Source organism: Rathayibacter sp. AY1C4, assembly GCF_002932195.1.
Classification (GTDB): Bacteria; Actinomycetota; Actinomycetes; order Actinomycetales; family Microbacteriaceae; genus Rathayibacter.
In genome coordinates, this window is the sequence record NZ_PSWE01000027.1 from 1 (window position 1) to 26,963 (window position 26,963).

Here is a 26,963-nt window from a genome sequence, read left to right on the forward strand (position 1 = left end):
GTCGCTCCGCTGGCCTTCGCCGTGATCGAGGCGCGGGAGCCGGCTCCGGAGCCGGGGGATCGGGCGTCGGCTCCTGGGTCGGCTCGGGCGCACTGGTCGGCCGGGGAGCTGCGGGAGGCGCGGGGCGCGGGGGAGGAGCGAATCCGCTGCCCGGCTCCGGGACGAGCGGCTCGCGCGCCTCGATCACGGCGAAGGCCAGCGGAGCGACCGCGGCTCCCGAGGCGAGAGCGCTCCGGAGCTGCTCGACCGCGTCGGTCAGCACCGCCCGCCGGGACGTCGATCCGCGACCGGAGGCGAGGGTCGACGTGGCGAGGCCGAGCACGCGCTCGGCCAGCGCCGTCCGCTGCTCCCCGGCCGCGGTCGTCGCGGTGGTGATGGCGTCGGCCGAGACTCCCTCGAGCGCTGCGTTCAGGGATCCGATCGCCACCAGCAGATCGGTGCGGGCCGCGCCCGCGACGGTGCCGTCGGTCGCGGTGAGGAGCGCGAGCGAGTCGTTCCGCAGCGCGAGGCCGGCCTCGCGCGCGGCGGTGTAGGCCGGAGGCGCGGCGACGTCGATGGACGTCTCGCGGAGAGTCGGGGTCGCCTGCGTGCCCTCCGCGGAGGGCGTGCATCCGGTGAGCGCGCCGGCGGCGACGAGCAGGGCGATCGCGGCCGTGGCGCCCCGGAGGAGCGGGCGCGCACCCCCGCGCCGCTCGGCTCGCCCTCGACTCCGCATCACTGCACCCTAATCGGGGGACGGCCGCCGTGGGCGCCGGTCAGCGGGGCGGTTCGCGCATCCGAGACCCGGGTCGGCCGCACCTCCGGGCCGCACCGGCGGCGCTCGACCGGTGGGAAGGGGGGCCGGCGCACGCCCGTCGAGGGCGGGGGACGGCGCGCGCGGAACGGCGGGGCGCCCGCCGCCGCGCCGCCTAGCATGGGGCGGGTGACCGACCAGCAGGAGCCTCCCGTCCGCCTCCGCCCCGAGATCCTGGCGCTCCCCGCCTACAAGCAGGGCCGCGCGGCCGCCGCCGACGCCTTCAAGCTCTCCTCCAACGAGAACCCGTTCGACCCGCTGCCCTCCGTGCTCGCGCGGGTCCGCGAGGTGGACGACTTCAACCGGTACCCGGACGCGGCGGCGACCGCCCTGCGCACAGCGCTCGCCGCGGAGTACGGCGTCCCGATCGAGGAGGTGATCGTCGGAGCCGGCTCCGTCGCGGTCATCGCCCAGCTCATCACCGCGGCGGCGGGCCCGGGCGACGAGGTCGTCTACGCCTGGCGCTCGTTCGAGGCGTACCCCTCGCTCGTCACGACCGCGGGCGCCACCAGCGTGCGCGTGCCGCTCCGCGCCGACGACACCCACGACCTCGACGCCATGGCGCAGGCCGTCACCGAGCGCACCCGCCTGCTGATCGTCTGCAGCCCCAACAACCCCACCGGCACCGTCGCCACCGCCGACGACGTCGAGGCGCTCCTCGAGCGCGTCCCGGGAGACGTCCTCGTACTCCTCGACGAGGCGTACGCCGAGTTCGTCGACGACGAGCGGGCCGTGGACGGCACCCGCCTGCTCGGCCGCTACCCCAACCTCGTGATCGCTCGCACCTTCTCCAAGGCGTACGGCCTCGCCGGCCTCCGCGTCGGCTACGCGATCGGCCACGCGCGGATCCTCGACGCCGCCCGCTCCACCGCCATCCCGCTCTCGGTCACCCGGTTCGCCGAGACCGCGGCGGTCGCCTCCCTCGAGCACCGCGAGGAGCTCCTCGAGCGCGTCCACCGCATCACCCGCCTCCGCGACGACCTCTGGCGGGCGCTGCTCGATCAGGGCTGGACGATCCCGGAGTCGCAGGCGAACTTCCTCTGGTTCGACACCCGCGAGGACACGGCGCGGGCCGCCGAGGTCTTCGAGCGCGCGGGAGTCGTGGTCCGCGCGTTCCCGCCGGAGGGGATCCGCGTCTCCGTCGGCGAGGCGCGCTCTGTCGACAAGCTCCTCAGCGCGGCGGCCGAGATTGTGGCTTCCCTCCCCGAGGGCCACCCCGCGAGACGGATAGGTTAGTCGGGTGGTAGCCACCAGCACGGAGTCGCCGACTGTCCAGTTCCTCTCCGCGGACGGGCGGTTCTCGCCGACCCCCGCGGCCGAGCAGTACGCCTCCTACCTCGACGGGGTGGACGAGGCGCAGCACCGCTCCTTCTACCGCGAGATGGCGGTGGTCCGCCGCTTCGACACCGAGGCCGCGAACCTGCAGCGCCAGGGCCAGCTCGGACTGTGGGTCCCGAGCCACGGCCAGGAGGCGGCGCAGGTCGGCTCCGCGTTCGCGATGCGCCCGCAGGACCACGTGTTCCCCTCCTACCGCGAGCACGTCGTCGGCAAGATCCGCGGCATCGACCTGCTCGGCGTCCTCGCGCTCCTGCGCGGCACGACGCACGGGGGCTGGGACCCGACCGACCCGACGAACGGGAACTTCCACCTCTACACGCTGGTGCTCGGCTCGCAGGCCCTGCACGCGACCGGCTACGCGATGGGCCTCACCTTCGACGGAGCGACCGGCACGGGCGACCCCGAGAAGGACGCGGCCGTCGTCGTCTACTTCGGCGACGGCGCCTCCAGCCAGGGCGACGTCAGCGAGGCGATGGTCTTCGCCGCGAGCTACCAGGCTCCCGAGGTCTTCTTCCTCCAGAACAACCACTACGCGATCTCGGTCCCCGTGGCCACGCAGTCGCGCAGCCCCCTCTACCTCCGCTCCTCCGGCTTCGGCATCCCCGGCGTGCAGATCGACGGCAACGACGTGCTCGCGAGCTACGCGGTCACCGCCAAGCACCTGCAGGACGCGCGCTCCGGCGGCGGTCCCCAGTTCATCGAGGCGCTGACCTACCGGATCGGCGCGCACACCTCGAGCGACGACCCGACGAAGTACCGCACCGACGACGAGCTCGCCTCGTGGGTCGCGAAGGATCCGATCACCCGCTTCGCCGCGTTCCTGCGGAGCGAGGGCGTGGAGCAGTCCTTCTTCGACGAGGTCGACGAGGAGGCGAAGGACTTCGCGTCCGACATCCGCCGCCGCCTCCTCGCCCTCGAGGTCCCACCCACGGGCGTCATGTTCGACCACGTCTACTCGGAGCCGCACGTGCTCGTCGAGGAGCAGAAGGCGTGGCTGCAGCGCTACGAAGAATCGTTCGGAGGCGAGTGATGACGATCGACACCAGCACGACGGCCGCGCAGCCGCCCCTCACCGGGTCGCAGCTCGAGTCCATGTCCATGGCCAAGGCGCTCAACGCCGGCCTCCGCCGAGCGATGACGCAGGACGACCGCGTCCTCCTGATGGGCGAGGACATCGGCCCCCTGGGCGGCGTCTTCCGCATCACCGAGGGCCTGCACGCCGAGTTCGGGGCGAAGCGCGTGCTCGACACGCCGCTCGCCGAGTCCGGCATCGTCGGCACTGCGATCGGGCTCGCGATGCGCGGCTTCCGCCCGGTCTGCGAGATCCAGTTCGACGGGTTCATCTACCCGGCGTTCGACCAGATCACCTCGCAGCTGGCCAAGATGACCAACCGCCACGAGGGCGCGATCACCATGCCCGTCGTCATCCGCGTGCCCTACGGCGGGCACATCGGAGCGGTCGAGCACCACCAGGAGAGCAACGAGGCGTACTTCGCGCACACCGCGGGCCTGCGCGCGGTCAGCCCGTCGACTCCCAACGACGCCTACTGGATGATCCAGGAGGCCATCGCCTCGGACGACCCCGTCATGTTCTTCGAGCCCAAGAGCCGCTACTGGCCCAAGGGCGACGTCGACCTCAGCGGGTCCGCCGCGCCGCTGCACGCCAGCCGCGTCGTCCGCCAGGGCACCGAGGTCACGCTGGTCGGCTGGGGCCCGATGGTCGCCGTCCTCCTCCAGGCCGCCGAGCTCGCGGGCGAGGAGGGCACGAGCGTCGAGGTCGTCGACCTGCGCTCGCTCTCCCCGATCGACTGGGAGCCGCTGCTCGCGTCTGTCCGCAGGACCGGCCGGCTCGTCGTCGCGCAGGAGGCGTCCGCGAACGTGAGCCTCGGCTCCGAGATCGCGGCGACCGTCACCGAGCGCGCCTTCTTCTCGCTGGAGGCGCCGGTCCTCCGGGTCGCCGGCTTCGACACCCCCTTCCCGCCCGCCAAGGTCGAGAAGCTCTTCCTCCCCGACGTCGACCGCGTGCTCGAGGCCGTCGACCGCTCGCTCGCGTACTGACGCGCGCGACATCCGCCCGCACGAGCCCACAGGAGTCCCCCCGATGACAGAGCAGTTCCTCCTCCCCGACGTCGGCGAGGGTCTCACCGAGGCCGAGATCGTGGCCTGGAAGGTCAAGGTCGGCGACGAGGTGGCCGTCAACCAGGTCCTCGTCGAGATCGAGACCGCCAAGTCGCTCGTCGAGCTCCCCTCGCCGTTCAGCGGCACCGTGGTCGACGTGCTCGTTGACGAGGGCCAGACGGTCGACGTCGGCACCGCGATCATCACCGTCCAGGCCGGAGCCGGCTCGATCGGCTCCGAGGTGCCCGCGATCCCGGCCCGCCTCCGTGCCGGCCGCCGCCGCGCTCCCCGTCATCGCGAAGCCGCCGATCCGCAAGCTCGCGAAGGACCTCGACGTCGACCTCCTCGAGGTGCAGGCCACCGGCCTCGCCGGCGAGGTCACCCGCGACGACGTCATCCGCCACGCCTCCCAGGCCAGCGTCTTCCGCAACATCCAGACCCCCGCCTGGGGCGACGACCGCGAGGAGCGCATCCCCGTGCGCGGCGTCCGCAAGGCGATCGCCGCCGCGATGTCGACGAGCGCGTTCACCGCGCCCCACGTCAGCGTCTTCGTCGACGTCGACGCGACCCGCACCATGGAGTTCGTCAAGCGCCTCAAGAACTCGCCCGACTTCGCCGGCGTCAAGGTCTCGCCGCTGCTCATCATGGCCAAGGCCATCATCTGGGCCGTTCGCCGCAACCCCACCGTCAACTCCGCCTGGACCGACACCGAGATCGTCGTCCGCCACTACGTCAACCTCGGCATCGCTGCGGCCACCCCGCGCGGACTGCTCGTCCCCAACGTCAAGGACGCCCAGTCGATGAGCCTCCTCGAACTGGCCCAGGCCCTCGAGAAGCTCACCCTCGACGCCCGCGACGGCAAGACCACCGCCGCCGACATGCAGAACGGCACCATCACCATCACCAACATCGGCGTCTTCGGGATGGACACGGGCACACCGATCCTCAACCCCGGCGAAGTCGCGATCATCGCCCTCGGCACGATCAAGCAGAAGCCCTGGGTCGTCGACGGCGAGGTCCGCCCCCGCTTCGTCACCACGGTCGGCGGCTCCTTCGACCACCGCGTCGTCGACGGCGACGTGGTCAGCCGCTTCGTCGCCGACGTCGCCAGCGTGCTGGAGGAACCGGCGCTGCTCTTGGATTGAGCGGATTCCTACTCCGTCGTCATCCGCTCCGCGGTCGGCTTTCCGAGGGGCGCGTTTCGTGGAGCGGGGAGCGTGCCGCTACGGCGAATCGCTGGAACGCGATTCGGCGGTGAGCTCGGCGGTGCTCGATCGAGCGGATTCGTCCTTCGTCGTCATCCGCTCCGCGGTCGGCTGTCCGAGGTGGGGCGTTTCGTGGAGCGGGGAGCGTACCGCTACGGCGAATCGCTGGAACGCGATTCGGCGGTCAGCTCGGCCCTGCGGGCGAGCGTGCGCTGACGTGGCTCGGCCCTGCGGGCGAGCGTGCACGGATGCGGCTCGGCCCTTCGCTGTCGAGGGAGAGCGGGTGGTCTCCGCTGAGGGTGCGGGGCACGGGCCGCGGCTGCGCCGGCGGGAGCGGGAGAGCGGGGGAACGGCAGCGGTCAGCGGGGGGCGACCGCGAAGGAGTGCAGGGCGAGGGAGTCGCTCAGGCGGGCGGCGACGCGGGCGCCGCGGACGCTGGTGCCCTGGGGGTCCAGCGGCGGGCTGACGACGGCGGCGCCGAGGCGGCCGGGAGCGGAGAGGACGAGGGCGCCCGAGACGCTCGACTTGGCGGGGACGCCGACCGCGCGCATCCAGCGGCCCGAGCCGTCGTAGACGCCGCACGTCGCCATGACCGCGACCACGTCGCGCGCGACCGAGGCCGGCACGACCCGCTCGCCGGTCCCCGGGTGCACGCCGCCGAACGCGAGCGTCGCGCCCATCGCGGCCAGGTCGCGGACGTCGACCAGCACGGCGCACGCCCGGGCGTACGCGGAGACGGCGTCGTCGGCGCTGCGGTGCAGGGTGCCCTCCGCGCGCATCAGGTGCGCGAGGGCGTGGTTCCGGTCGCCGAGCAGGTGCTCGTCGGCGGCGACGCTCTCGTCGACGGAGAGCGGGCGGCCGGCGAAGGCGGAGAGGCCGCGGAGGATCCGCTCGCTCCGGCCGTCGGCGTCGCCGCCGTCGACCAGGGCGGCGGTCAGCAGCGCTCCCGCGTTGACCATCGGGTTCGGCGGGCGCCCGGTGCCGCTCTCGAGCTTGAGGGCGTCGAAGGCCTCGCCGGTGGGCTCGATGCCGACGCGGTCGAGCGCGTCACCGCCGGTGTCGAGGAGCGCGAGCGCGAACAGGAACGGCTTGACGGCCGACTGGATGCTGAACCGCGCCTCCGCGTCGGCGCTCGCGCGGACGGACCCGTCGGGCAGGACGAGCGCGATCGCGCAGAGTCCCGGGTCGGCGTCCGCGAGCGCGGGGATGCTGTCGTCGACCTCGCCCCCGTCGTCCGGCAGCACCTCCCGGCGCAGCGCCTCGAGGTCGAAGGCCAGGGGATCGGGGAGGGGGCTCATCCGTCCACTCTGTCAGGGCGGGGAGCCCGTCGCGTCCCGGGCCTCAGACGAGCTCGAACTCCGCGTCCAGCGCGTCCAGCTCCGCGGCGAACGACGCGCGCAGACTCTCCTTCTCGTCGGCGGGCAGCCAGGAGGCCTCCGCTCCGGTGAGCGCCATCGCGCGCAGCTGCGCGGCGGTCGCACCGATCGGGCCGGCGGCGAGGCGGTACTCGTCGGCGAGCGTGGTCGGGAACATTCCGGGATCGTCGGAGCACGGCACGACCCGCAGTCCCGCGTCGAGCATCGCCCGGATGGACGCGCGCCGCCAGGGCCGCCAGGAGCGGCGCGAGGTCGTCGAGGCGACGGTGAACACGACGCCCTGCTCGCGGACGCGCTCGACGACGGCGGGGTCCTCGAGGACGAAGTAGCCGTGGTCGATCCGGTCGCAGCCCAGCAGATCGAGGCAGGTCGTCGTGTTGGCCGCGGTCGGGGCGTGCTCGGAGGAGTGGGCGGTCCGGCCCAGGCCGGCCTCCGCGGCGAGGCGGTAGGCGTCGGCGAAGCGCTCGGGCGGACCCGCCGTCTCGAGGTTGTCGAGCCCGATCCCCGCCACGTACTGGTGGGGGTGGCGGACGACCTCGCGGACCAGCTCGAGCGCCTCCTCCCCGCTGCGGCCCGCGGCCTGAGCCGAGACGGTTGCCGACGGGGCCCGCGGGACCGCGCGGCTCCGGGAGGCCGGACGCGGTCCCGCGGGTCGGACGTCGCTACGCCGTGAGCGCGACCGCCGTCCACGAGACGGGCGGGAGGGTCAGCGTCAGCACGCCGTCCTCGAGCGTCGCCGGGGCCTCGCGCAGGCGCACGCGGTTCTGGTCGTCACGCGTGTTCTTCGCGTAGGGGTCCTCGTCGAACAGGGCCACCGCCTCCGTGATGCTCGAGACTCCGAGGCCGCTGACGTCGACGGTGACCTCGATCGGCTCCGTCTGCGACCGGTTCACCAGGAAGACGGCCGCGCGGCCCTCGTCGACGGTGGCGACGGAGTCGATGAGCGGAGCGTCGCCGTGGCGGGCGGTCGAGTAGGTCCCCGCGTCGATCCGGGGGCGCAGCACCGAGCCGGAGGCCAGACGCGCGGTGGTCGAGAACGGGAAGAACGTGGTCTGGCGCCACGCGGCTCCGCCCGGCTCGGTCATGATCGGCGCGATCACGTTGACGAGCTGCGCGAGGGAGGCGGAGGTGACCCGGTCGGAGTTCTTCAGCAGCGTGATCATCAGGTTGCCGAGGACGACGGCGTCGGCGACGGAGTAGACGTCCTCGAGCAGGCGCGGGGCGTAGGCCCACTCGCGGGTGCTCTGGTCGCCCTCGGCGTCGGCCTTCTCCTTGGCCTGCCACTCCTCGAGGTACCAGACGTTCCACTCGTCGAAGGAGAGCTTGATGTCCTTCGTCTTCTTGAGCTTGAACTTCACGTGGTCCACGGTCGCCGCGACGGTGGCGATGAAGTACTCCATGTCGAGGGAGGAGGCGAGGAAGGAGCCGAGGTCTCCGTCGTACTCCTGGTAGTAGGCGTGGCACGAGACGTACTCGACGTCGTCGTACGCGTGCTCGAGGACCACGCGCTCCCACTCGCCGAAGGTCGGCATCGACGAGCTCGACGAGCCGCAGACGACCAGCTCGAGCGAGGGGTCGGCGATCTTGAGGGCCTTGGCGGTGCGGGAGGCGAGCTTGCCGTAGTCGTCGGCGCTCATGTGGCCGACCTGCCAGGGACCGTCCATCTCGTTCCCGAGGCACCACATGCGGATGTCGTAGGGCTCGGTCCCGCCGTTGGCGATGCGCTGGTCGGCGAGAGCGGTGCCGGCCGGTCCGTTGGCGTACTCGAGGACGTCGAGCGCCTCGAGGACGCCGCGGGTGCCGAGGTTGACGGCGTACATGATCTCGCTGCCGGTCAGCTCCGCCCACTTCGCGAAGTCGTCCAGCCCGACCTCGTTGGTCTCGAGCGAGTGCCAGGCCAGGTCGCGGCGGCGGGGGCGCTCGGAGCGCGGGCCGACGCCGTCCTCCCAGCGGTAGCCCGAGACGAAGTTGCCGCCGGGGTAGCGGATCGTCGTGGTGCCCAGCTCCTTGACCAGCTCGACCACGTCGAGGCGGAAGCCGTCCTCGTTCGAGGCGGGGTGGCCGGGCTCGTAGATGCCGTCGTACACGCAGCGGCCGAGGTGCTCGACGAACGAGCCGAAGAGGCGCGGAGTGACGGGTGCGACGACCGCGGCGGGGTCGAGGCTGATGCGCGCGGTGGCGGCGGTGGCGTCGGTCATGAGGGCCTTTCGGGCTTCGGGCTCCCGCAGCGGGCTCGGCGGCGAGCGGTCTTTCTAACGTTGTACACGATGGTCCGCCCCGCCTCCGCTGCTGTCAAGAGCGGCACGGGGCCCACCCGCCTCGCTGCGTGCCGCTGCCGAGGTCGGCCGACCTCCTCGCGCGTCGGCCCTCCCCGCCGCCGCTCAGCGCACCTGTGCTCGACTGGGCGGGTGCCCTCCTCCGATGCCGTCACCGACGCCTGCTCCGAGCTCGCCGACCGCGCCGACGCCCTCGCGGCGTCGCATCCCCGCCCGCGCGCGTTCCTCGCGGCCGTCGCGAAGGACGTCGCCGGCATCCGCAGCGCCCCGCTCGGCGCCCTCGACCTGGCGCACGGCGGCCGCAACCGGGTCCGGGGGAAGGGCTTCCGCCGCCCCTACGACGACGGCACCCGCGGCCAGGCCCGCCACTTCGCCGGCGTCGCGGGCGCCACGCTGTACCTCGGCGGCCCGCTCGCGCACCTGTTCCTCCGCACCGTCGGCGGCGACGTCCGCGGCTCGGCCGACGACCGGCTGACGACGCGGGCCGTGGAGTGGAGCCGGCTCCTCCGCCGCGGCGAGCTGGCCGTCGCGGACGCGGGCGCGTGGATCCGCCGCGAGATCTGCGGCAGCGGGACCTGCGCCTAGGCCCCGGCCGACGCCCGGCCGACCGACGGGTCCTCCGCGATCGGACGGCCCGCGGTCGACTCCCGGGCGACCACGGTGAACGCCGCCTCGTGGAGCGTCCCCGGGCCGGTGCGGGTGCCCTCGATCCGGGCCTGCAGCACCTCGACCGCGGTCCGCGCGATCTCGTCGCGCCCCGAGTCCACACTGGAGAGGCTGGGGGAGGAGTAGCCCGCCTCGTCGATGTCGTCGAAGCCGATCACCGCCACCTCCTCGGGGACGCGGACCCCCGCCTCCTGGAGCGCGCGGACAGCGCCGAGCGCGAGGGTGTCGTTGAGCGCGAACACGGCGTCGAAGTCGAGCCCGGAGGCGAGCACGCGGCGCATCGCCTCGGCGCCGCCGGAGCGCCGCCACGGGCCCGAGACGCCGATCATCCGCTCGTCGTAGGCGATGCCGGCCTCGGCGAGCGCGGCGCGGTAGCCCTCGAGGCGGAGCGACGCCGAGCTGACGGCGGCGTCGGGGTGGGTCCCGAGCGCCACGATCCGGCGCCGGCCGGAGGCGAGCAGGTGCGCGGTGGCAGCGTGCGCCGCCGCCGTGTTCTGCATGGTGACGTGGTCGACCAGCCCGGTGAAGATCCGCTCGCCGAGCAGCACCAGGGGGAAGCCGACCGCGAGTGCGTCCTCGTCGGCGAGGCCCAGCGGGCTGAAGAGCAGGCCGTCGGTGAGCTGCCGGCGCTCGCTCGCCAGGACGCTCCGCTCGCGCTCGGGGTCGCCGCCGGTCTGCTCGATCAGCACCGTCAGGCCGCGCTCGTCGGCGGCGCGCATCACGCTGTCGGCGAGCTCGGCGAAGTAGGGGAGGCTCAGCTCCGGCAGGGCGAGGCCGATCACGCCGGTGCGGCCGCGGCGCAGGCTCCGCGCGGAGAGGTTGGGGCGGTAGCCCAGCTGCGCGATAGCCGCCTGCACCCGGGAGCGGGTGGCCGGGCGCACGTGCGGATAGTCGTTGATCACGTTCGAGACGGTCTTGATCGAGACGTCGGCGGCGCGGGCGACGTCGTGCAGCGTGACGGCCACGGTCCTCCCTCCGCTCGGCCCTCACGCTACCCCGGGGCTCCGCTCCGGCCTGTCGCGGATCGACGCCGGGGCGGCGTGCGGGCGGGGCGCGCCGCCGGAGCAGGACGCGCCCCGCGGCCGATCAGGTGTACCAGCTGGGCTCGGGGACGGTGTCGAGCAGGGCGAAGACGCCGACCTCGCGGCGCTTGTAGGGCAGCGGATCGTGCAGGGAGTGGGTGCGGAGGTTCCGCCAGTAGAGGTCGAGTCCGACCGAGCTCGCGGAGGCGCGGGCGCCGGTCAGCTCGAAGACGCGGGTCGCCGTCGCGAGGCCGTCCTCCACGATCCGCGCCTTGGCCGCGGCGATCCGCACGGCGATCTCGCCGCGGCGCCGAGGCGTCAGCTCCTCGCGCGGAGCGTGCAGCGCGGCCGAGAGCGCGGCCCCCGTCGCGTCGATCAGCGCCTCGTCGGCCCAGAGCCGGGACTGCAGGTCGCCGTATCCCTCGAGCACGTACCACTCGTCGCCGGCGCGCTCCTTGTCGTCGCCGCCGTACGGCCAGGCCCGGGTGCGCTCGCGGGTGTACTGCGCCGCGCGCTCGAGCGCTCCCTGCGCGATGCCGAGGTAGAACTCGGCGAAGACCTGCTGGATGACGGGCACGTTGAGGGTGTTGTAGACGAGCGGACGGTAGACCTTGTCGACGAAGCCGGCCGCGGCCGCCCACGGCACGCGGACGCCGCGGATCTCGACGGAGCCGGACTCGGTGAGGCGCTGGCCGAGGCTGTCCCAGTCGCGGCCGAAGACGATCCCCTCCTGATCGGTGGGGACGATCGCGAAGAGGTGGGTGTCCGTCCCCTCGAGCACCCCCTCGAGCACGGTCAGGTCGCTGACCACGCCGCCGGTCGAGAACGACTTGCGGCCGGTGAAGACCAGCTCGTCGCCCTCCTCCCGCACGGTGAGGTCGGAGTCGCGCGGGTTCACCGCGCCTCCGTAGAGGAGGTCCCCCTCGGTCGCGAGCTGCTCGACCGCGATGATCTGCTCAGGGGTCCCCACGAGGCGGGCCGCCCAGGCCCAGAGGTAGTGGTAGCCGAGCAGCTGGCCGATCGAGCCGTCGCCGCGCGCGACGGTGCGGACGACGCGGAGGGCGGTGGTCCACTCCTGGGCACCGCCGCCGTGCTCGGCGGGCCCGAGCAGCGTGACGAGGCCGGCCGCCTTGAGCAGGGCGACCTCGGCGAAGGGGGCGGCGCCGGCGCGGTCGCGCTCGAGGGCGTCGGTCGCGAGCACGGCGGCGACCTCCTCGGCGCGGGCGAGCCAGGCGTCGGGGGAGTCGGGCCGGGGGGCGGCCGACCAGTGCTCGGCGGCGGCGCCGATCGTCGTCGCGGCGTCGGTGCCGATGGTCGTCGGTGCGGTGGTGGTCACGGTGTCCTCGTCTCGTCGGGGGCGGTGTGCAGCGACTGTGCCAGGGGCGAGGTGCCCGGAGCGAGGCGCGTGTCGCCCCGTGTCCGCGTGTGTCGGCGGATGACCGGCGGGCGCCTCCGCACGATTTTGACAATCGTTATCAATAGCCGTTAGCGTGGGGGCACCCGCCCGGCCCCTGACCCAGATCGGCTCACCGTGAAGACCCGCCTCCTCGCCCTCACCGCCCTCCTCGGCGGCACCGCGCTCGCCCTGAGCGGCTGCTCCGGAGCGGGCAGCGCCTCCGACAGCTCCTCCGCCGCCGCCGCGGGCGGGCCCGTGAAGGTCGTCGCGTCGACGAACGTCTACGGCGACCTCGTCTCGAGCATCGGCGGCGACCTGGTCGAGGTGACCAGCATCATCGACAGCCCGGACAAGGACCCGCACGAGTACGAGGCCACCGCCCGCGACCAGCTCGCTGTGTCCGGCGCGACCCTCGTGATCGAGAACGGCGGCGGCTACGACCACTTCCTCGACACCATGATCAGCGCGGCCGGCACCGAGGCCCCCGTCATCACGGCCACCGTGATCGCCGGCCTGGAGGACGTCCACGACCACGCGGAGGAGGAGGAGTCGGAGGGCGGGCACGAGCACGCGGAGTTCAACGAGCACGTCTGGTACGACCTCTCGGTGATGAAGGAGGTCGCGGGGCGGATCGGCGACGAGCTCGCCGCGCTCGACCCCGACAACGCCTCCGCCTACTCCGCCAATCTCGCCACCCTCGACGAGGGGCTCGACGCCCTGATCGCCCGCGAGGGCGGGCTGAAGGGCACGCTCTCCGGCCGCTCCATCGCGATCACCGAGCCCGTCCCGCTGTACATGACCGATGCGCTCGGCCTGACCGACGCGACTCCCGAGGCCTTCAGCGAGGCGGTCGAGGAGGGCACCGACGTCCCCGCGACCACGCTCCAGGAGACGCTGGCGCTGTTCTCCGGCGAGGCCGTCGACGCGCTGATCTACAACGAGCAGACCGAGGGCGCGCAGACGGACGCGGTGCTCGACGCCGCGAAGGCCGCCGGGATCCCGGCCGTCCCCGTCACCGAGACGCTGCCCGAGGGCGACGACTACACCGGCTGGATGACCGCCAACCTCGACGCGATCGAGGGAGCCCTCTCCCAGTGAGCCACGACTCCCCGACCAGGCCCGTCTCCCCGGAGGCGGGCCCTTCGGCGTCCGTGCTGCGGCTGCGCGGCGCCGGCCTCCGCTTCGGCGACCGCGAGCTGTGGAGCGGCGTCGACCTCGACGTGCGCGCCGGCGAGTTCGTCGCGGTGCTCGGCGCGAACGGCTCCGGCAAGACGAGCCTCCTGCGCGCGGTGCTCGGCCAGCAGCAGCTGAGCGCGGGGGAGCTGCAGGTGCTCGGCGAGCCCGTGCACCGCGGCAACCGGCGCATCGGCTACATCCCGCAGCAGAAGCTCGCCGACGAGGGCACTCCGCTGCGCGCCCGCGATCTGCTCGGGCTCGGGATCGACGGCCACCGGTTCGGCCTGCCCCTGCCCTCCCGCTCCCGGCGCGCGGCCGTCGACGCGCTGCTCGAGGCCGTCGGCGCCACCGCCTTCGCCGACGCCCCCATCGGCAGCCTGTCCGGCGGCGAGCAGCAGCGCGTCCGCGTCGGCCAGGCGCTCGCGGGCGACCCGGCGCTCCTGCTCTGCGACGAGCCGCTGATCGCGCTCGATCTCGCCCACCAGCGGGCGGTCAGCGAGCTGATCGACCGGCACCGCCGCGAGCGGAACCTCGGCGTCCTCTTCGTCACGCACGACGTCAATCCGGTGCTCGGCATGGTGGACCGCGTGCTCTACCTCGCCGGCGGCCGGTTCCGGATCGGCACCCCCGACGAGGTCCTGCGCTCGGAGGTGCTCAGCGAGCTCTACGACGCACCCGTCGACGTGATCCGCGCCCGGGGCCGGGTCATCGTGGTCGGCGCACCCGACCACTCGCACGTGCACGAGCACGAGGAGGGGCAGTCGTGACGGACGTCTGGTCGCAGATCTTCGACTTCTCGGACTACGGAGCGCTGCTGTCGCTGCTGACGAACTCGGTGATCGCCGGCGCGGTCCTCGGAGTGGTCGGCGGGCTCATCGGCGTCTTCGTGATGTCGCGCGACATGGCCTTCGCGGTCCACGGCATCAGCGAGCTCTCGTTCGCGGGGGCGTCCGCGGGGCTGCTGCTGGGCGTCGGCGTCGTCGAGGGATCGATCGTCGGCTCGCTGATCGCGGCCGTCCTGATCGGCGTGCTCGGCTCGCGCGCCCGCGACCGCAACTCGATCATCGCGGTGCTGATGCCGTTCGGACTCGGCATCGGCATCCTCTGCCTGGCCCTCTACCCGGGCCGCAGCGCGAACAAGTTCGGCCTGCTCACGGGTCAGATCGTCGCGGTCGACGACCCGCAGCTCGGGTGGCTGATCGGCATCTCGGTGGTCGTCCTCGTCGGTCTCGCGCTGATCTGGCGCCCCCTCACCTTCGCGAGCGTCGACGCCGACGTGGCGGCCGCGCGCGGCATCCCCACCCGGGCGCTCTCGATCGCGTTCATGCTCCTGCTCGGCCTCGCTGTCGCCGTCTCGGTGCAGATCGTCGGCTCGCTGCTCGTGCTCGCGATCCTGGTGACGCCGGCGGCCGCGGCGCTGCGCCTGTCCGCCTCGCCGGTGGTCGTGCCGCTGCTGAGCGTGCTCTTCGCCGTCGGCGCGCTGGTGGGCGGGATCCTGCTCGCGCTGGGCGGATCGATCCCGATCAGCCCCTACGTGACGACGATCTCGTTCGCGATCTACGCGGTCTGCCGGATCATCGGCCGCAAGGGCATCCGGCGCTCCCGGCTGGCCGTCGGCGGGGGGCGGTAGCGTGGCCCGGGTCGTGCGGAGTGGAGGTGGTCCAGTGGTCAAGCGCAACACGTGGCAGCGCGAGGCGGTGCGCGAGGCCCTCGGGCGTCGCGAGGACTTCGTCAGCGCCCAGGGCCTGCACAGTGCGCTGCACGCCTCCGGCTCGCCGATCGGGCTCGCGACGGTCTACCGCGCGCTCTCGGACCTGGCCGTGGAGGGCGAGGCCGACTCGCTGCAGTCGCCCGAGGGCGAGAGCCTCTACCGCGCCTGCACGCCGGGGACGCACCACCACCACCTGATCTGCCGCCGCTGCGGGCTGACGGTCGAGATCGCGGCCGACGAGGTCGAGGAGTGGGCGCGCTCGGTCGCGTCGCAGAACGGATTCACGGACGCGCACCACGTCGTGGACGTCTTCGGGCTCTGCGCGGCCTGCACCGCGGAGCTCGCCGAGGCCTGACGCCGGTCCGGCCGGGAGCCCGTCCGCGGGCGACCCTGGCCCGGCGTTCGGCTCAGGCCGGGAGGAACACGCCGATCGACCGGTCCTTGACCACGGAGCCGGCGGGCAGCACCCGTCCGCTCATCGCGAGGTAGACGCCCGGCGGCAGCAGCTGCACGGCGGCCACCGCGGTGCCGAGGTTGAACGCGGCGTCGCTGTCGAGCATCCGTGCGGGCTGCATCGCGCCGGTGAGGACGACCACCCGATCGCGGACGACGCCGAGGGCCTCGGCCGTCGCGGTCATCGTGTCGGTGCCGTGGGTGAGGACGATCCGGTCCTCCTCGGCGGCGAGCACCCGCTCGCGGATGAGGGCCCGATCGGCGTCGTCGAGCTCGAGGCTGTCCTTGGCGAGGACCTCCTCGACGCGGAACTCGAGCGTGGTGAGCACCGGGGCGAGCAGGCGCGGCACCATCGGGGCGCCGATCTCGAGCTCGCCCGCGAGCGAGTACTCCTTGTCGACGGTGCCACCGGTGGTGAGGACGAGGATGCGGTCAGTCACGCGATAAGACTAGGCGCCGCCTCCGACACCGGCACGTTCGTGCGCAGTGGCCGCGCCACGGCGGCGGCGGCGGCCCGCATCGGGAACGATGGAGCGCATGACATCCTCCTCCCCGTCCCTCCTCCGCACCGGCGCCAAGGTGCTCCTCGGCTCCGCCCTCCTCTTCGCGGGGGTGAGCCACCTCACCCGCAAGCGGGAGGAGTTCCAGGCGCAGGTGCCCGAGTGGGTGCCGCTGGACAAGGACGCGGTCGTGCTCGCCTCGGGCGTGGTCGAGATCGGCCTGGGCGCCTCGCTGGTGCTCGCGCGCCGACGGGCGCCGCTGGTCGGAGCCGCGGCCGCCGCCTTCTTCACCGCGATCTTCCCGGGCAACGTCTCGCAGTGGGTGACGCGGACGAGCGCCTTCGGCCTCGACACCGACCGCAAGCGCGCCGTGCGCCTCGCGTTCCAGCCGCTGCTGGTGGCCTGGGCGCTCTGGTCGACCCGGCGTCCGCGGGGCTGATCCCACTCGGCGGGCGGCACGGAACCGGCCGCGAGCGCGTGCCGTCCGCCGCCGGCCGCGGAGGATTCCCTTCAGACGTCGTGCTGCGCCTCGGCCAGCAGCGGCGCGAGCAGCTCCTCGATCCGGCGCCGCGCCCCCTCGGCGTCACCCGCGGCGATCGCCTCGACCAGCTCGGCGTGCTGGCGGGCGTGCACGTCCTCCTCGCCGACGACGTCCTCCTCCAGCACCGACTCGAACATGCCGGTGAGGCCGTCGTAGAGCTCGACGAACAGGTCGTTGTGGGTCGCGACGACGACGGCCCGGTGCAGCGCGGTGTCCGCGGCGATCCGCTCGGCGAGCTCCGGCGCCTCCCACGAGCGGGCCCGGCGGGCCAGCAGGGCGCGGAGGGCGGCGACGTCCTCCCCGGTGCGGCGCTCGGCCGCCAGCGCGGCCGTCGCCCCGTCGATCGCGAACCGCAGCTCGAGGCCCTCCCGGCGGGCGGCGCTCGGGATGCGGCGGCGCAGCGACTCGGCGAGCTGCGAGCGCGCGGTGACGAACGTGCCGCGCCCCTGCTCCCGCCGCACGAGGCCCGCCTGCACGAGGGCCTGGACGGCCTCGCGGACGGAGTTGCGTCCGGCGCCGGTCCAGCGGGCGAGCTCGGCCTCCACCGGGATCCGCTCGCCGACGGCCCAGCGGCCGGAGCGGATCTCCTCGTGGAACAGCGCCGTGACGTGGTCGATCACGCTCTCGCGCTGGAACGGCGCCGCGGGGCTAGACTCGCCAGGATTCATCCCATCATCCTATCTCTCGGGGACTCCATGACCGCAGCACCGACGCTCCGCGCCACCGCCCTCCTGGCCCTCGCCGCCATCGCGATCACCGCGCTGAACCTCCGCACCGCCGTCACCGGCTTCAGCCCGCTGCTCGACACGATCGGCGCCGATCTCGGCTTCGGGCCCTCGCTCTACGGGGCGCTGGGGACGATCGTCACCGCCTCCTTCGCCGTCTTCGGCTTCGTCGCCGCGGCCGTCTCGCGCCGGATCGGCCTGGAGCGCACGCTCGCGATCGCGACGCTGGTGACCACACTGGGCATCGCCCTCCGCGCGCTCAGCCCGAGCCCGGTCGCTCTGGTGCTCTCGACCGTCGTCGCCTTCGCGGGCGTGGGCACCACGAACGTGCTCATCGTGCCGATCGTGAAGCGGTACTTCGCCGAGCGGATCAAGACGGTCAGCTCGCTCTACCTGGCGCTGCTGCAGGTGGGCCAGTTCGTCGCTCCGCTGGTCGCGGTGCCGCTGGCCTCGACGGCGGGGTGGCGCTGGGCGATCGGGATCTGGGCCGTGATGACGGCCGCGGCCTGCCTGCTCTGGGCGGCGCTCGCGGCCCGCGGAGGAGGCGGGGCGGCTCCGGCCGCCGCCGGCGGCCGCGTGGACGGGGCCTGGCGCACGCCGCTGCTCTGGGCGATGGTGCTGATGCTCGGGATGACCGGTCTGCACACCTACGGGATCATCACCTGGCTGCCGACGATCCTCGTCGACGCGGGCGCGGATCCGGCGCAGGGCGGTGCGCTGCTGGCGCTGTTCTCGGTGTTCGGCCTCGCCGCCGCCTTCGTGGTGCCGCCGCTGACGCTGGGGATGCGCAACCCGGTCGTGGTCGTGGTGGTGTGCTGCGCGCTGCTCGCCGTCGGATACGCCGGCCTCGTCGTCGCTCCGCTGGAGGGTGCCGTGGCGTGGGTGGTCTGCCTCGGGCTCGGCGTCAGCACGTTCCCGATGACGCTGACGCTCGTGAACGCGCGGACGCGGACGACCACCGGCTCCTCGACCCTCTCCGGCGCCACGCAGGGGCTCGGCTACGGGCTCGCCTGCCTCGGTCCGCTGCTGATCGGCGTGCTCTACGAGGCGCAGGGGGACTGGAGCGGCGCGTACGCGCTGCTGTTCGCCGGAGTGGCGGTGCTGCTGGTCAGCGGGATCGTCGCGTGCCGTCCGCGGTTCCTCGAGGACGAGGCGGCGCTCCGCCGGGCCTGAGCGGCGGCGCTCAGCGCGACGCGGCCGGAGCGAGCGCGGAGACGATCCGCCCCAGCCCGAAGCGCCAGGCGCTCTCCACATCGCCGCCGAGGGTGAAGGCGCCGGTGATCTCCATCCCGATGAACCCCGTCGCCCAGGCGGTCAGCATGCGCGCCGCCTCGAGGGCGTCCTCCTCGCCCGCCAGCTGCGCGGCGAGGTCCAGGAGGCGGGCGCTCGCCGCGTCGCGGTACTCCTGGGTGGCGACGGGCATGCCGGGAGCGGGGGCCGTCACGAGGAGGAACGCGGCCGGCCGGTCTCTGGCCGGAGCTCCTGGCCGAGCTGCGCGCGATGGGCCGCACCCTCGACGACGTGCGCGGCGTCGTGCTGACCCACGGCGACTCCGACCACGTGGGCTTCGCCGAGCGCCTGCGCCGCGATCACGGCGTGCCGGTCCACGTGCACGCCGCCGACGCCGAGCGGGCGAAGGGCGGGGCGAAGCCGAGGACCGCGACACCGCGGCTGCGCGTCCTGCCGCTCCTCGGCTTCGCGGCCTACGCGCTGCGGAAGGGCATCGCGAAGGTCCCGCCGCTCACCGAGGTCGTCGAGGTGCACGACGGGCAGACGCTCGACCTGCCGGGCGCTCCCCGCGTGATCGCGCTCCCGGGTCACTCCCCGGGGAGCATCGCCGTGCACGTGCCGCTGGCCGACGCGGTCTTCGTCGGCGACGGGCTGACCACCCGCCACGTGCTCACCGGCCGCACGGGTCCGCAGCCCGCGCCCTTCACCGACGAGCCGGAGCAGGCGCTCGCGTCGCTCCGGGCGCTCCTGCCCACCGGGGCGCGCTGGGTGGTGCCGGGTCACGGAGCGCCGTGGAGCGGCGGGATCGAGGCGGCGGTCCGGCTGGTCGAGAGCGCCTGAGGCACGGAGCCGCTCAGGAGGCGGGGACGAGCTTCCAGCGGTCGGCGAGGATCTCGAGGCCCTTGTCGAAGGTCGCCGACCACGCCGTGACGTCGTGGGCGCTGTCCGGCACCTCGAGGTAGGTGGCGCTCATGCCGGCGGCGACGGCCGCGGCGTAGACGGTCTTCGCCCCGGGGAGGAACGAGGTGTCCTCGGCGCCGACTCCGAAGATCGCGACGGTGCCGGTGTAGGGGGCGTTCGCCGCGAGGACGTTCACCGGCTTCGCGGTCTCGTAGGCGGCCTGGTCGCCGCCGAACCCCTGCGCGACCGTCGCCGCCTCGCTGCCGAGGGTCGGCGCGAGCTCGCCCGAGGCGTCGACGATGTTGCCGAAGAGCGACGGGTGGCCGGCGCCGAGCTGGATCGAGCAGGTCCCGCCCTGCGAGAGGCCGCCGATCGCCCAGTGCTGCGCGTCGCCGAGCACCGGCAGGTTGGCGCGGATCCAGTTCGGGACGTCGACGGTGAGGTAGGTGGCGGACTTCCCGAGCGGCGAGTCGACGCACATCGGGTTCCTGTCCGGATCGCCCAGCTGGTCGGGCGACACGACGATCGGCGCGAGGCCGGCGTGAGCGGCGGCGTAGGCGTCGAGGGTCTGCTGGAACTTCTCGGTCGAGAGCGGATCGGAGGGCGACCCCGGCTGCCCCGAGAGCATGATCATCACCGGCAGCAGCGGCGGTGCCGCGGTGAGGGCCGCGGGCGGGAGGTAGACCACGGCGTCGCGGGCCGGGAAGCCCGACGCGGTGGCGGGGATGGCGACCGTCGAGACCGAGCCGACGGCGGGCATCCCGGCCGGGGCGGTCCAGGTCGCGAGGTCCGAGTGCGGTCCGTCCGCGGCGGCGACCGGCACTGAGGAGTCGGAGTACGCGCTGATCCCGAGCGCGCTGCGCACCGTGGGGTACTGGCCGAAGTCGATGTTGACGGTCATCGCGGCCGCCGCGACGACGAGCACTCCGGCCGCGAGCGATGCGAGAACCCCCCGCGCGCGGCGGCGGGCGATCGCGTGCCCGAGGACGACCAGGGCGACGCCCAGCCCGCCGATCCCGAGGCCGATCGCGACCCGGGTGACCGGCGTGAAGTCGACGCCGAACGGGCCGTCGGGCCCGTCGACGAGGGCGGCCAGGGCGGCACCGCCGATCAGGCCCAGGAGGAGGACCGCGACGGCGATCCCGCCGCGTCGGGAGCGCCCGCGGCGGGGAGCGCGGACGTGGGCGGCGAGCAGGAGGAGGAGCGCTCCGATCGCGAGCACGTAGACGGCGACGACGAGGGGGCCGGAGACGAGGCTCAGGTCGAGGAGAGAGGTCATGCGTCGATCCGGTCGGAGGGTGCTCGGGCGGGCGTCAGTCTGGCGGCGGTCTCTGGAGGAGAGCCGGGAGCTGTCGGGAGCGATTCTCCTCCCCGGGCGCGGATCCACCGAGCTCTCCACCGATCGGGCGCAACCCCGCGCGCCGCGCCGCCGCTCCCGCCTAGCGTGGGACTCCCGACGCACACCGCGCCCTCACGAAGGAGCCCGCACCATGACGCAGCACCCCCGCCTCGAGACCTCCTCCCGCGAGGCCCGCGCATGAGCCGCGGAGTCGCCGTCGTCACGGGCGGCACGGCCGGGCTCGGACGCGCCACGGTCCGCGAGCTCGCCTCCCGCGGCTGGGACGTCGCCGTGCTGGCGCGCGGCGAGGACGGACTGGCGGCCACGGTCGCCGAGATCGAGCAGAAGGGCCGGCGCGGGCTGGGCATCCCGACCGACGTGGCCGACCGCGAGGCCGTCGAGTCGGCGGCCGACCGGGTCGAGGCCGAGCTCGGCCCGATCGAGCTGTGGGTCAACGACGCGATGGTCGGCGTCTTCGGCGAGTTCCTCTCGACCGAGCCCGCCGACTTCGAGCGCGCCGTGGGCGTCAACTTCTTCGGCTTCGTCAACGGCACCCGCGCAGCCCTCTCCCGGATGACCCCGCGCGACCGCGGGCACGTCATCCAGGTCGGCTCCGCCCTCGCGCACCGGGGCATCCCGCTTCAGGCCGCGTACTGCGCCTCCAAGTTCGGCGCCCGAGGCTTCAGCGAGGCCGTCACCGCGGAGCTGCTGCACGCGAAGAGCCGCGTGCGCCTGTCCGAGGTCGACATGCCGGCGCTCAACACCATCCAGTTCAACTGGGTGAAGTCGCAGCTGCCGCACCACCCGCAGCCCGTGCCGCCGATCTACGAGCCCGAGGTGGGCGCGATCGCGATCGCCGACGTGGCCGACAAGCCGCGCCGCCGCACCTGGGTCGGCGAGCCGACCGCGGGCACCATCCTCGGCGACCGCTTCGCCGGGCGCTTCATGGACTGGTACCTCGCCCGCAGCGCCTTCGACGGTCAGCAGGCCCCCGACAAGACGGAGCCGATGCTGCCGAACAACGTCTACGAGCCGGTCCCCGGCGATCACGGCGCCCGCGGCCTCTTCAGCGACCGCGCGCACACCATGACGCCCCAGATCTGGATGATCCGCCACCGCGCCCTGAGCTACGCGGGGGCCGCCGCGGCCCTCGCCGCCGGCGCCGCGGGCGTCGTCTCGGCCCTGCGGAGGAAGTGACCGTGGTCGACGCCGTCGTCATCGGGGCGGGGCCCAACGGCCTCGCCGCCGCGGTCACGCTCGCGCGGGCCGGGCTCTCGGTCACCGTGCTCGAGCGCAACGAGACGATCGGCGGCGGCGCGCGCACGGCGGAGCTGACGCTGCCCGGCTTCCACCACGACGTCTGCTCGGCGGTGCACCCGATGGCGCTCGCGTCCGGCTTCTTCCGCGCCTTCGGGCTCGACCGGCGCATCGAGCTGGTCGTCCCCGAGATCTCGTACGCGCATCCTCTCGACGGCGGCCGCGCGGGCATCGCCTACCGCGACCTCGACCGCACGGTCGAGGCGCTGGGGCGCGACGGAGCGGCGTGGCGCGCCCTGATGGGACCTCTCTCCGAGCGGGCCGACCGCGTCGCGGGCTTCACCAACGACGCGCTGCTGCGGATCCCGACGGACCCGAGCGTGCTGATCCGCTTCGGACTGCGGGTGCTCGAGCAGGGCACCCCGGTGTGGAATCTGCGCTTCCGCGAGGACGTCGCCCCGGCGATGTTCTCCGGGGTCGCCGCGCACTCGATCCGCCCGATGCCGAGCCCGTCGACGGCCGCGGCCGCCCTGGCGCTCGGCGCCTACGCCCACGCGCGCGGCTGGCCGGTGCCGATCGGAGGCAGCCAGTCGATCGTCGACGCGCTCGCCGACGACCTCCGGGCGCACGGCGGCACCATCGAGACCGGCGTCGAGGTGACCTCGCTCTCCGAGCTGCCCCCGGCCCGCGCCGTGCTCGTCGACGGCACGCCGACGGCGCTGCTCGCGATGGCGGGGGACCGGCTGCCCCCGGCGTACGCCGCGGCCCTCCAGCGCTTCCGCTACGGCAACGGCGTGGCCAAGGTCGACTTCGCCCTCGACGGGCCGGTGCCGTGGACGAACCCGGAGCTCGCCGGCGCAGGCACGTTGCACGTGGGAGGCAGCCGCGCCGAGATCGCGGCCGCCGAGCGCGACGTGAAGCGCGGCCGGCACAGCCGCAGCCCCTACGTGCTGGTGGCGCAGCCCTCGATCGTCGATCCGACCCGGGCGCCCGAGGGCAAGCACGTCCTCTGGGCGTACACGCACGTCCCCCGGTACTCGCCCGCCGACCAGCAGGAGGCGATCACCGCCCAGATCGAGCGCTTCGCCCCCGGGTTCCGCGACCGCGTGATCGGCGCCTCCTCGATGACCGCCCGCGACATGCAGGCCTACAACCCGAACTACCTGGGCGGCGACATCGCCGCCGGCGCCGCGAGCGTCGCGCAGCTGCTCTCGCGCCCGGTCCCCACGACCGACCCGTGGCGGACGCCCGCGAAGGGGCTCTACCTCTGCTCCTCGTCCACCCCGCCCGGGCCGGGCGTGCACGGCATGGCCGGCTGGCACGCCGCCCGCAGCGCGCTGCGGCACGAGTTCGGGGTGCGCGAGTCGCCCGACCTGTCGCCGGAGGCGCGCCCGGCCTGAGCCGCCGCTGTTGCGCTGCGCCCGTCGCCGCCCCCGGCCTGCCAGGCTGAGGGACGGCGCCGCCACGCGCCCCACCACCACTCGAAGGAGCCCGCGATGTCCCGCACCACCCGCGTCGTCCACTGCCCGCCCGAGTCCGTCTTCGCGGTGCTCGCCTCCGGCTGGCTGTTCCCGAGCTGGGTCGTCGGCGCGTCGCGGATGCGGAAGGTCGACGCCGACTTCCCGCACGTGGGCTCGCAGCTGCACCACTCCTTCGGCCTCTGGCCGCTCGTGATCGACGACCGCACCACGGTCCTCGAGTGGGACCCGCCGCGCCGGATGGTCATCCAGGCCGCCGGCTGGCCGCTCGGCGAGGCCCGGGTGCGCGTCGAGGTCGAGCCGCACGCGCGCGGCGCGAAGGTGCGGATGCACGAGGCGCCCGTGAAGGGCCCGGGCACGCTCGTCCCGAAGCCGCTGATGCACTCGTTCCTCTGGATCCGCAACCGCGAGGCCGTGCGCCGGCTCGCCCACATGGCCGAGGCGGGAGCCGCGGGCCGCACGCTCGCGCCCGCCTCGCTCCCCTCGCCCGCCGACCGCGCCGGGATCGACCGGCCGAAGCACGTCTGGGCGCGCCTGACCGGAGCGATCGGGTCGATCGCGGTCGGAACGCTCGTGGTCCGCGGCGTCCTCGCGGCCGTGCGGCGCGCCCGGAGCTGACGGGCCCGGACCCGACGGCGCCCGGAGTCGGCGGCGCCCCGGAGACGACGGCGCCCGGGTCGGACGCCGCTCGGCTCGGACGCCGCCCGGGTCAGACGATCCGCTCGACCAGCCGCACGTGCTGCACCGCGACGCGCTTCGGCTCGCCCGCGAAGGCGGCGTCGCGCTCGGGCGAGGCCAGGTACGCCCGCTCGACCTCGGCGAACGCGTCGGCGTCGCCGGCCGTGCTGACCGCCCAGACGAACTCGTTCACCTCGCGGTCGGCGTAGGCGAACTCGATCCGGAAGCCGTGGGCCTCGCGCGCCGGCACGATCCGCTCGGGGAACCAGGCGAGGAAGTCGTCCATCACCGCGTCCATCAGCTCGTAGCGTCGGAGTTGGATCGTCCTGGTCTCGGCTGCAGCGCTCATGCTGCGACGGTACCCGCCCGGCGGCCGCGCCGTCGCCGCGCTACGCTCGCCGCCGACAGCCCCACGCCGAGGAGGACAGCACGGACCCCCGCCACCGCTCCCTCGCGCTGCTCGTCGCCGGCTGCTTCTTCATTAAGAACCTCGACGCCACGATCGTGACGACCGCCGCGCCCGCGATCGCCGCCGACCTGGGCGTCGACTCCGCCGCGGTCTCGATCACCGTCACCGCGTTCCTCCTCACCGTCGCCGTCCTCATCCCGGCCTCGGGCTGGCTCAGCGAGCGCTTCGGCGTGCGCCGCGTCTTCACCAGCGCGATCGCCGTCTTCACCCTCGCCTCCCTGCTCTGCGCGCTCAGCCCCACGCTGCCGCTTCTGGTCGGCGCCCGGGTCCTGCAGGGCGTCGGCGGCGCGCTGATGGTGCCGGTCGGCCGGCTCGCGGTGCTGCGGGCGACTCCGCGGGAGGGGATCATCCACGCCATCGCGATCCTGGTCTGGCCGGGACTGGTCGCCCCCGTGATCGCGCCGTTCCTCGGCGGGCTGCTCACGACCGTCGCCTCCTGGCACTGGATCTTCCTGATCAACCTGCCCCTCGGGGTCGTCGCGTTCGCGATCGCGCGCCGGATCGTCCCCGCCACCTCCGAGAGCGCGCCGCCCCCGCTCGACGTCACGGGGCTGGTGCTCGTCGCGGTCGGGCTCGGCGCGCTGGTCGGAGCGGCGGGGCTCCTCACCGGCTCCGAGCTCGACGGGCGGGCGGTGGCGCCGCTGCTCGTCGGCGCGGTCGTGACGGCTCTCGCCGTGCGGCACCTGCGCCGCGCCGAGCATCCGCTCGTGCGGCTCGACGCCTTCCGCTTCCGCACCTTCCGGGTCGCCAACGCGAGCGGATCGCTCTACCGGGCGACTGTGAACGCGGTGCCGTTCCTGCTCCCGCTGCTGTTCCAGGACGCGTTCGGCTGGAGCCCGGTGCAGGCCGGCTCCGTGGTGCTGGCGCTCTTCGCCGGCAACCTGGCGATCAAGCCGGCCACGACTCCGCTGTTGCGGCGCCTCGGCTTCCGCGGGGTGCTGGTCGCGGCGAGCGCGGTCGGGGCGGCGTGCATGGCGGCGATGGCGTTCCTCGAGCCGGCGACTCCGGTGGCGCTCGTGGTGGCGCTGCTGGTGCTGAGCGGAGTGGCCCGCTCGGCGGGCTTCACGGCCTACAACACCGTCACGTTCGCCGAGGTCCCGCAGGAGGGGATGTCGGGCGCGAACACCCTCAACGCCACCACGCAGCAGATCGCGGCCGGACTCGGAGTCGCGGCGGGCGCGGTGGCGCTCGCCGTCGGCACCGCGATCGGGCCCGGCCTCGTCCCCTACCGCGTCGCCTTCCTCGCCCTCGCGGTGCTGACCCTCGTGCCGCTCGCCGCCGCCGCCCGGCTCCCGCGCGACTCCGGGAGCGCCCTCACCGCCTGACCCGCGCGCGCGTCAGGCGAGGCCGAGCGCGATCCCGTCGAGGATGTCGTGCGCGGTCGAGCGGACCCGGTCGACGCCCGGCGACGCCTCGTGGACCGCGCGGAGGACCTCTCCCCAGACCAGCGCGCCGGCCGCCAGCACGTCCTCGCGCCCCGGGCGCACCCAGGGGAGGGCCGCCGTCCCCTCCGGAGACAGCGCGGCGAGCTCGTCGCAGGCGGCGAGGACGTCGGAGAGGGGGAGGGACGTCTCGAGCGCAGCGCGGTCGGTGGTGCGGAGGACGTGCGCGGTGATCGTGAGCACGGTCGCGGCGACGCCGACGACGCTCCGGGCCTGCGAGAGGTCGACGGAGGAGGCGGCCAGCGCGGCGCCCACGTCCGCCCGCATCGCCGCGCGCTCGCCCTCCGTCGGTTCGGCGGCCCGGCGGTGGCGCTCGGTCAGGCGGACGCTGCCGACGTCCATCGAGTGCGCCTGCTCCGGCTCCGCTCCGCCGAGCACGAGCTCGGTCGAGCCGCCGCCGAGGTCGACGACCAGCACGGGCCGGGCGGAGTCGACGGCCGAGACCGCGCCGCGGAAGGAGAGCCGCGCCTCCTCCTCGCCGGAGATCGTCTCCGGGGTGACGCCGAGGATCCGCTCGACGGCGGCGAGGAAGTCCTCGCGGTCGGCGGCGTCGCGGGTGGCCGAGGTGGCGACGAAGCGGAGGCGCTCGGCGCCGGCCTCCTGCGCGGCGGCCGCGTACTCGCGGGTGACGGCGAGGGTCCGTTCGAGCGCGGCCGGGTCGAAGCGGCCGGTGCGGTCGACCCCGCGGCCCAGCCGCACGAGCTCGGTGCGGCGCTGGACGTCCCGGAGGCGCCCGCCCTCCACATCGGCGATCAGCAGGCGGAGGGAGTTGGTGCCGCAGTCGAGCGCCGCGACGCGCGTGGGGGAGGACATCCGCCCATTCTGCCCGCGCGGCCGGGGCCGGAGGCGGGCGATAGCCTGGGGGAGAGACGAA

At 74.2% G+C, this 26,963-nt stretch carries 25 protein-coding genes and 3 pseudogenes; 16 read left to right on the forward strand and 12 right to left on the reverse strand.

The features are described from left to right. Positions 1–715: pseudogene (locus C5C99_RS13100) on the reverse strand (hypothetical protein); the annotation flags it as partial. A gap of 198 nt (positions 716–913) precedes the next feature. On the opposite strand from C5C99_RS13100, the gene hisC reads away from it, so the two are divergent. The 4 genes and pseudogenes from hisC (at position 914) to C5C99_RS13120 (ending at position 5,394) form a co-directional block, all read left to right on the forward strand. After that, positions 914–2,029, forward strand: coding sequence for a histidinol-phosphate transaminase (hisC, locus tag C5C99_RS13105; protein ID WP_104226632.1), 1,116 nt, complete (start codon positions 914–916; stop codon positions 2,027–2,029). Positions 2,030–2,033: 4 nt separating this feature from the next. Beyond that, a complete protein-coding gene (locus tag C5C99_RS13110; protein WP_104247992.1) occupies positions 2,034–3,161 on the forward strand; it encodes a thiamine pyrophosphate-dependent dehydrogenase E1 component subunit alpha in 1,128 nt (375 codons plus the stop codon). A 62-nt stretch (positions 3,162–3,223) separates the two neighbouring features. Next, the gene (locus tag C5C99_RS13115; protein ID WP_181027250.1) at positions 3,224–4,189 is read left to right on the forward strand and encodes an alpha-ketoacid dehydrogenase subunit beta; all 966 of its coding nucleotides are present in this window, start codon (positions 3,224–3,226) and stop codon (positions 4,187–4,189) included. A 43-nt stretch (positions 4,190–4,232) separates the two neighbouring features. Further along, positions 4,233–5,394: pseudogene (locus C5C99_RS13120) on the forward strand (dihydrolipoamide acetyltransferase family protein). Between the two features lie 419 nt (positions 5,395–5,813). On the opposite strand, the gene glsA reads toward C5C99_RS13120, so the two are convergent. From glsA to C5C99_RS13135, 3 genes and pseudogenes are all read right to left on the reverse strand, one after another. Next, a complete protein-coding gene (gene glsA / locus C5C99_RS13125; protein WP_104340214.1) occupies positions 5,814–6,752 on the reverse strand; it encodes a glutaminase A in 939 nt (312 codons plus the stop codon). Positions 6,753–6,795: 43 nt separating this feature from the next. After that, positions 6,796–7,380, reverse strand: a pseudogene (locus C5C99_RS13130) (adenosine deaminase); the annotation flags it as partial. Between the two features lie 112 nt (positions 7,381–7,492). Next, positions 7,493–9,028, reverse strand: coding sequence for an alpha-N-arabinofuranosidase (locus C5C99_RS13135; protein ID WP_104340216.1), 1,536 nt, complete (start codon positions 9,026–9,028; stop codon positions 7,493–7,495). A gap of 210 nt (positions 9,029–9,238) precedes the next feature. Here C5C99_RS13135 and C5C99_RS13140 point away from each other — a divergent pair, with 210 nt between their 5' ends. Beyond that, entirely contained in the window at positions 9,239–9,691 is a 453-nt protein-coding gene (locus tag C5C99_RS13140) for a hypothetical protein (RefSeq protein ID WP_104224546.1), read from the forward strand. Here the strand turns inward: C5C99_RS13140 and C5C99_RS13145 are convergent. Both C5C99_RS13145 and C5C99_RS13150 read right to left on the reverse strand, forming a co-directional pair. After that, complete coding sequence (locus C5C99_RS13145) at positions 9,688–10,737, reverse strand: LacI family DNA-binding transcriptional regulator (RefSeq protein ID WP_104273589.1); 1,050 nt, start codon at positions 10,735–10,737, stop codon at positions 9,688–9,690. The genes C5C99_RS13140 and C5C99_RS13145 overlap by 4 nt on opposite strands. A 121-nt stretch (positions 10,738–10,858) precedes the next feature. Next, positions 10,859–12,130, reverse strand: coding sequence for an acyl-CoA dehydrogenase family protein (locus C5C99_RS13150; protein ID WP_258063698.1), 1,272 nt, complete (start codon positions 12,128–12,130; stop codon positions 10,859–10,861). Positions 12,131–12,325: 195 nt separating this feature from the next. Between C5C99_RS13150 and C5C99_RS13155 the strand changes: the two genes are divergently transcribed. From C5C99_RS13155 to C5C99_RS13170, 4 genes are read left to right on the forward strand one after another with little or no spacing between them, the layout of a single operon-like run. Continuing rightward, on the forward strand, positions 12,326–13,288 hold the full coding sequence (locus C5C99_RS13155) for a metal ABC transporter solute-binding protein, Zn/Mn family (protein WP_104340217.1): 963 nt from the start codon (positions 12,326–12,328) through the stop codon (positions 13,286–13,288). After that, a complete protein-coding gene (locus tag C5C99_RS13160; protein WP_104227225.1) occupies positions 13,285–14,133 on the forward strand; it encodes a metal ABC transporter ATP-binding protein in 849 nt (282 codons plus the stop codon). Before C5C99_RS13155 ends, C5C99_RS13160 begins: the two co-directional genes overlap by 4 nt. Continuing rightward, positions 14,130–14,996, forward strand: a complete 867-nt coding sequence (locus C5C99_RS13165) for a metal ABC transporter permease (protein ID WP_104340218.1) — start codon at positions 14,130–14,132, stop codon at positions 14,994–14,996. Before C5C99_RS13160 ends, C5C99_RS13165 begins: the two co-directional genes overlap by 4 nt. 34 nt (positions 14,997–15,030) lie before the next feature. Then, the gene (locus C5C99_RS13170) at positions 15,031–15,432 is read left to right on the forward strand and encodes a Fur family transcriptional regulator (protein WP_104238381.1); all 402 of its coding nucleotides are present in this window, start codon (positions 15,031–15,033) and stop codon (positions 15,430–15,432) included. Between the two features lie 52 nt (positions 15,433–15,484). Here C5C99_RS13170 and C5C99_RS13175 read toward each other — a convergent pair whose 3' ends face one another. After that, positions 15,485–15,970, reverse strand: coding sequence for an asparaginase domain-containing protein (locus C5C99_RS13175; RefSeq protein ID WP_104224541.1), 486 nt, complete (start codon positions 15,968–15,970; stop codon positions 15,485–15,487). A gap of 88 nt (positions 15,971–16,058) precedes the next feature. Between C5C99_RS13175 and C5C99_RS13180 the strand changes: the two genes are divergently transcribed. Next, the gene (locus C5C99_RS13180; protein WP_181027249.1) at positions 16,059–16,469 is read left to right on the forward strand and encodes a hypothetical protein; all 411 of its coding nucleotides are present in this window, start codon (positions 16,059–16,061) and stop codon (positions 16,467–16,469) included. 71 nt (positions 16,470–16,540) lie between these two features. Here the strand turns inward: C5C99_RS13180 and C5C99_RS13185 are convergent, their stop codons facing one another. Next, positions 16,541–17,239, reverse strand: coding sequence for a FadR/GntR family transcriptional regulator (locus tag C5C99_RS13185; protein ID WP_104269546.1), 699 nt, complete (start codon positions 17,237–17,239; stop codon positions 16,541–16,543). 27 nt (positions 17,240–17,266) lie between these two features. Here C5C99_RS13185 and C5C99_RS13190 point away from each other — a divergent pair, with 27 nt between their 5' ends. After that, positions 17,267–18,469: an MFS transporter gene (locus C5C99_RS13190; protein WP_104256448.1), complete on the forward strand. Its 1,203-nt coding sequence runs from the start codon at positions 17,267–17,269 to the stop codon at positions 18,467–18,469. 10 nt (positions 18,470–18,479) lie between these two features. Here the strand turns inward: C5C99_RS13190 and C5C99_RS16825 are convergent, their stop codons facing one another. Further along, positions 18,480–18,719 (reverse strand): TetR-like C-terminal domain-containing protein, encoded by a 240-nt coding sequence (locus tag C5C99_RS16825; RefSeq protein ID WP_146085512.1) that lies wholly within the window; start codon positions 18,717–18,719, stop codon positions 18,480–18,482. Positions 18,720–18,778: 59 nt separating this feature from the next. Here C5C99_RS16825 and C5C99_RS13195 point away from each other — a divergent pair, with 59 nt between their 5' ends. Then, positions 18,779–19,366, forward strand: a complete 588-nt coding sequence (locus tag C5C99_RS13195) for an MBL fold metallo-hydrolase (RefSeq protein WP_258063699.1) — start codon at positions 18,779–18,781, stop codon at positions 19,364–19,366. 13 nt (positions 19,367–19,379) lie between these two features. Here C5C99_RS13195 and C5C99_RS13200 read toward each other — a convergent pair whose 3' ends face one another. Then, on the reverse strand, positions 19,380–20,705 hold the full coding sequence (locus C5C99_RS13200; RefSeq protein WP_104315537.1) for an esterase family protein: 1,326 nt from the start codon (positions 20,703–20,705) through the stop codon (positions 19,380–19,382). Between the two features lie 258 nt (positions 20,706–20,963). Between C5C99_RS13200 and C5C99_RS13205 the strand changes: the two genes are divergently transcribed. The 3 genes from C5C99_RS13205 (at position 20,964) to C5C99_RS13215 (ending at position 24,118) form a co-directional block, all read left to right on the forward strand. Beyond that, entirely contained in the window at positions 20,964–21,962 is a 999-nt protein-coding gene (locus tag C5C99_RS13205) for an SDR family oxidoreductase (protein ID WP_104333727.1), read from the forward strand. A 2-nt stretch (positions 21,963–21,964) separates the two neighbouring features. Beyond that, positions 21,965–23,422, forward strand: coding sequence for a phytoene desaturase family protein (locus C5C99_RS13210; protein WP_374953736.1), 1,458 nt, complete (start codon positions 21,965–21,967; stop codon positions 23,420–23,422). Positions 23,423–23,518: 96 nt separating this feature from the next. Continuing rightward, positions 23,519–24,118, forward strand: coding sequence for an SRPBCC domain-containing protein (locus C5C99_RS13215; RefSeq protein ID WP_104233566.1), 600 nt, complete (start codon positions 23,519–23,521; stop codon positions 24,116–24,118). 91 nt (positions 24,119–24,209) lie between these two features. Here C5C99_RS13215 and C5C99_RS13220 read toward each other — a convergent pair whose 3' ends face one another. After that, positions 24,210–24,527 (reverse strand): NIPSNAP family protein, encoded by a 318-nt coding sequence (locus tag C5C99_RS13220; RefSeq protein WP_104248004.1) that lies wholly within the window; start codon positions 24,525–24,527, stop codon positions 24,210–24,212. A 155-nt stretch (positions 24,528–24,682) separates the two neighbouring features. Between C5C99_RS13220 and C5C99_RS13225 the strand changes: the two genes are divergently transcribed. Continuing rightward, complete coding sequence (locus C5C99_RS13225; protein WP_374953737.1) at positions 24,683–25,972, forward strand: MFS transporter; 1,290 nt, start codon at positions 24,683–24,685, stop codon at positions 25,970–25,972. Between the two features lie 12 nt (positions 25,973–25,984). Here C5C99_RS13225 and C5C99_RS13230 read toward each other — a convergent pair whose 3' ends face one another. After that, entirely contained in the window at positions 25,985–26,902 is a 918-nt protein-coding gene (locus C5C99_RS13230; protein ID WP_104248006.1) for an exopolyphosphatase, read from the reverse strand. Positions 26,903–26,963: the final 61 nt, after the last annotated feature.

Coding starts and splice junctions, on each gene's coding strand:
- hisC (WP_104226632.1), top strand. CDS start 914: ATGGGGCGGGTGACCGACCAGCAGGAGCCTCCCGTCCGCCTCCGCCCC.
- C5C99_RS13115 (WP_181027250.1), top strand. CDS start 3,224: ATGTCCATGGCCAAGGCGCTCAACGCCGGCCTCCGCCGAGCGATGACG.
- glsA (WP_104340214.1), bottom strand. CDS start 6,752: ATGAGCCCCCTCCCCGATCCCCTGGCCTTCGACCTCGAGGCGCTGCGC.
- C5C99_RS13135 (WP_104340216.1), bottom strand. CDS start 9,028: ATGACCGACGCCACCGCCGCCACCGCGCGCATCAGCCTCGACCCCGCC.
- C5C99_RS13180 (WP_181027249.1), top strand. CDS start 16,059: ATGGAGCGCATGACATCCTCCTCCCCGTCCCTCCTCCGCACCGGCGCC.
- C5C99_RS13185 (WP_104269546.1), bottom strand. CDS start 17,239: ATGAATCCTGGCGAGTCTAGCCCCGCGGCGCCGTTCCAGCGCGAGAGC.
- C5C99_RS13190 (WP_104256448.1), top strand. CDS start 17,267: ATGACCGCAGCACCGACGCTCCGCGCCACCGCCCTCCTGGCCCTCGCC.
- C5C99_RS16825 (WP_146085512.1), bottom strand. CDS start 18,719: ATGCCCGTCGCCACCCAGGAGTACCGCGACGCGGCGAGCGCCCGCCTC.
- C5C99_RS13200 (WP_104315537.1), bottom strand. CDS start 20,705: ATGACCTCTCTCCTCGACCTGAGCCTCGTCTCCGGCCCCCTCGTCGTC.
- C5C99_RS13205 (WP_104333727.1), top strand. CDS start 20,964: ATGAGCCGCGGAGTCGCCGTCGTCACGGGCGGCACGGCCGGGCTCGGA.
- C5C99_RS13215 (WP_104233566.1), top strand. CDS start 23,519: ATGTCCCGCACCACCCGCGTCGTCCACTGCCCGCCCGAGTCCGTCTTC.
- C5C99_RS13220 (WP_104248004.1), bottom strand. CDS start 24,527: ATGAGCGCTGCAGCCGAGACCAGGACGATCCAACTCCGACGCTACGAG.
- C5C99_RS13230 (WP_104248006.1), bottom strand. CDS start 26,902: ATGTCCTCCCCCACGCGCGTCGCGGCGCTCGACTGCGGCACCAACTCC.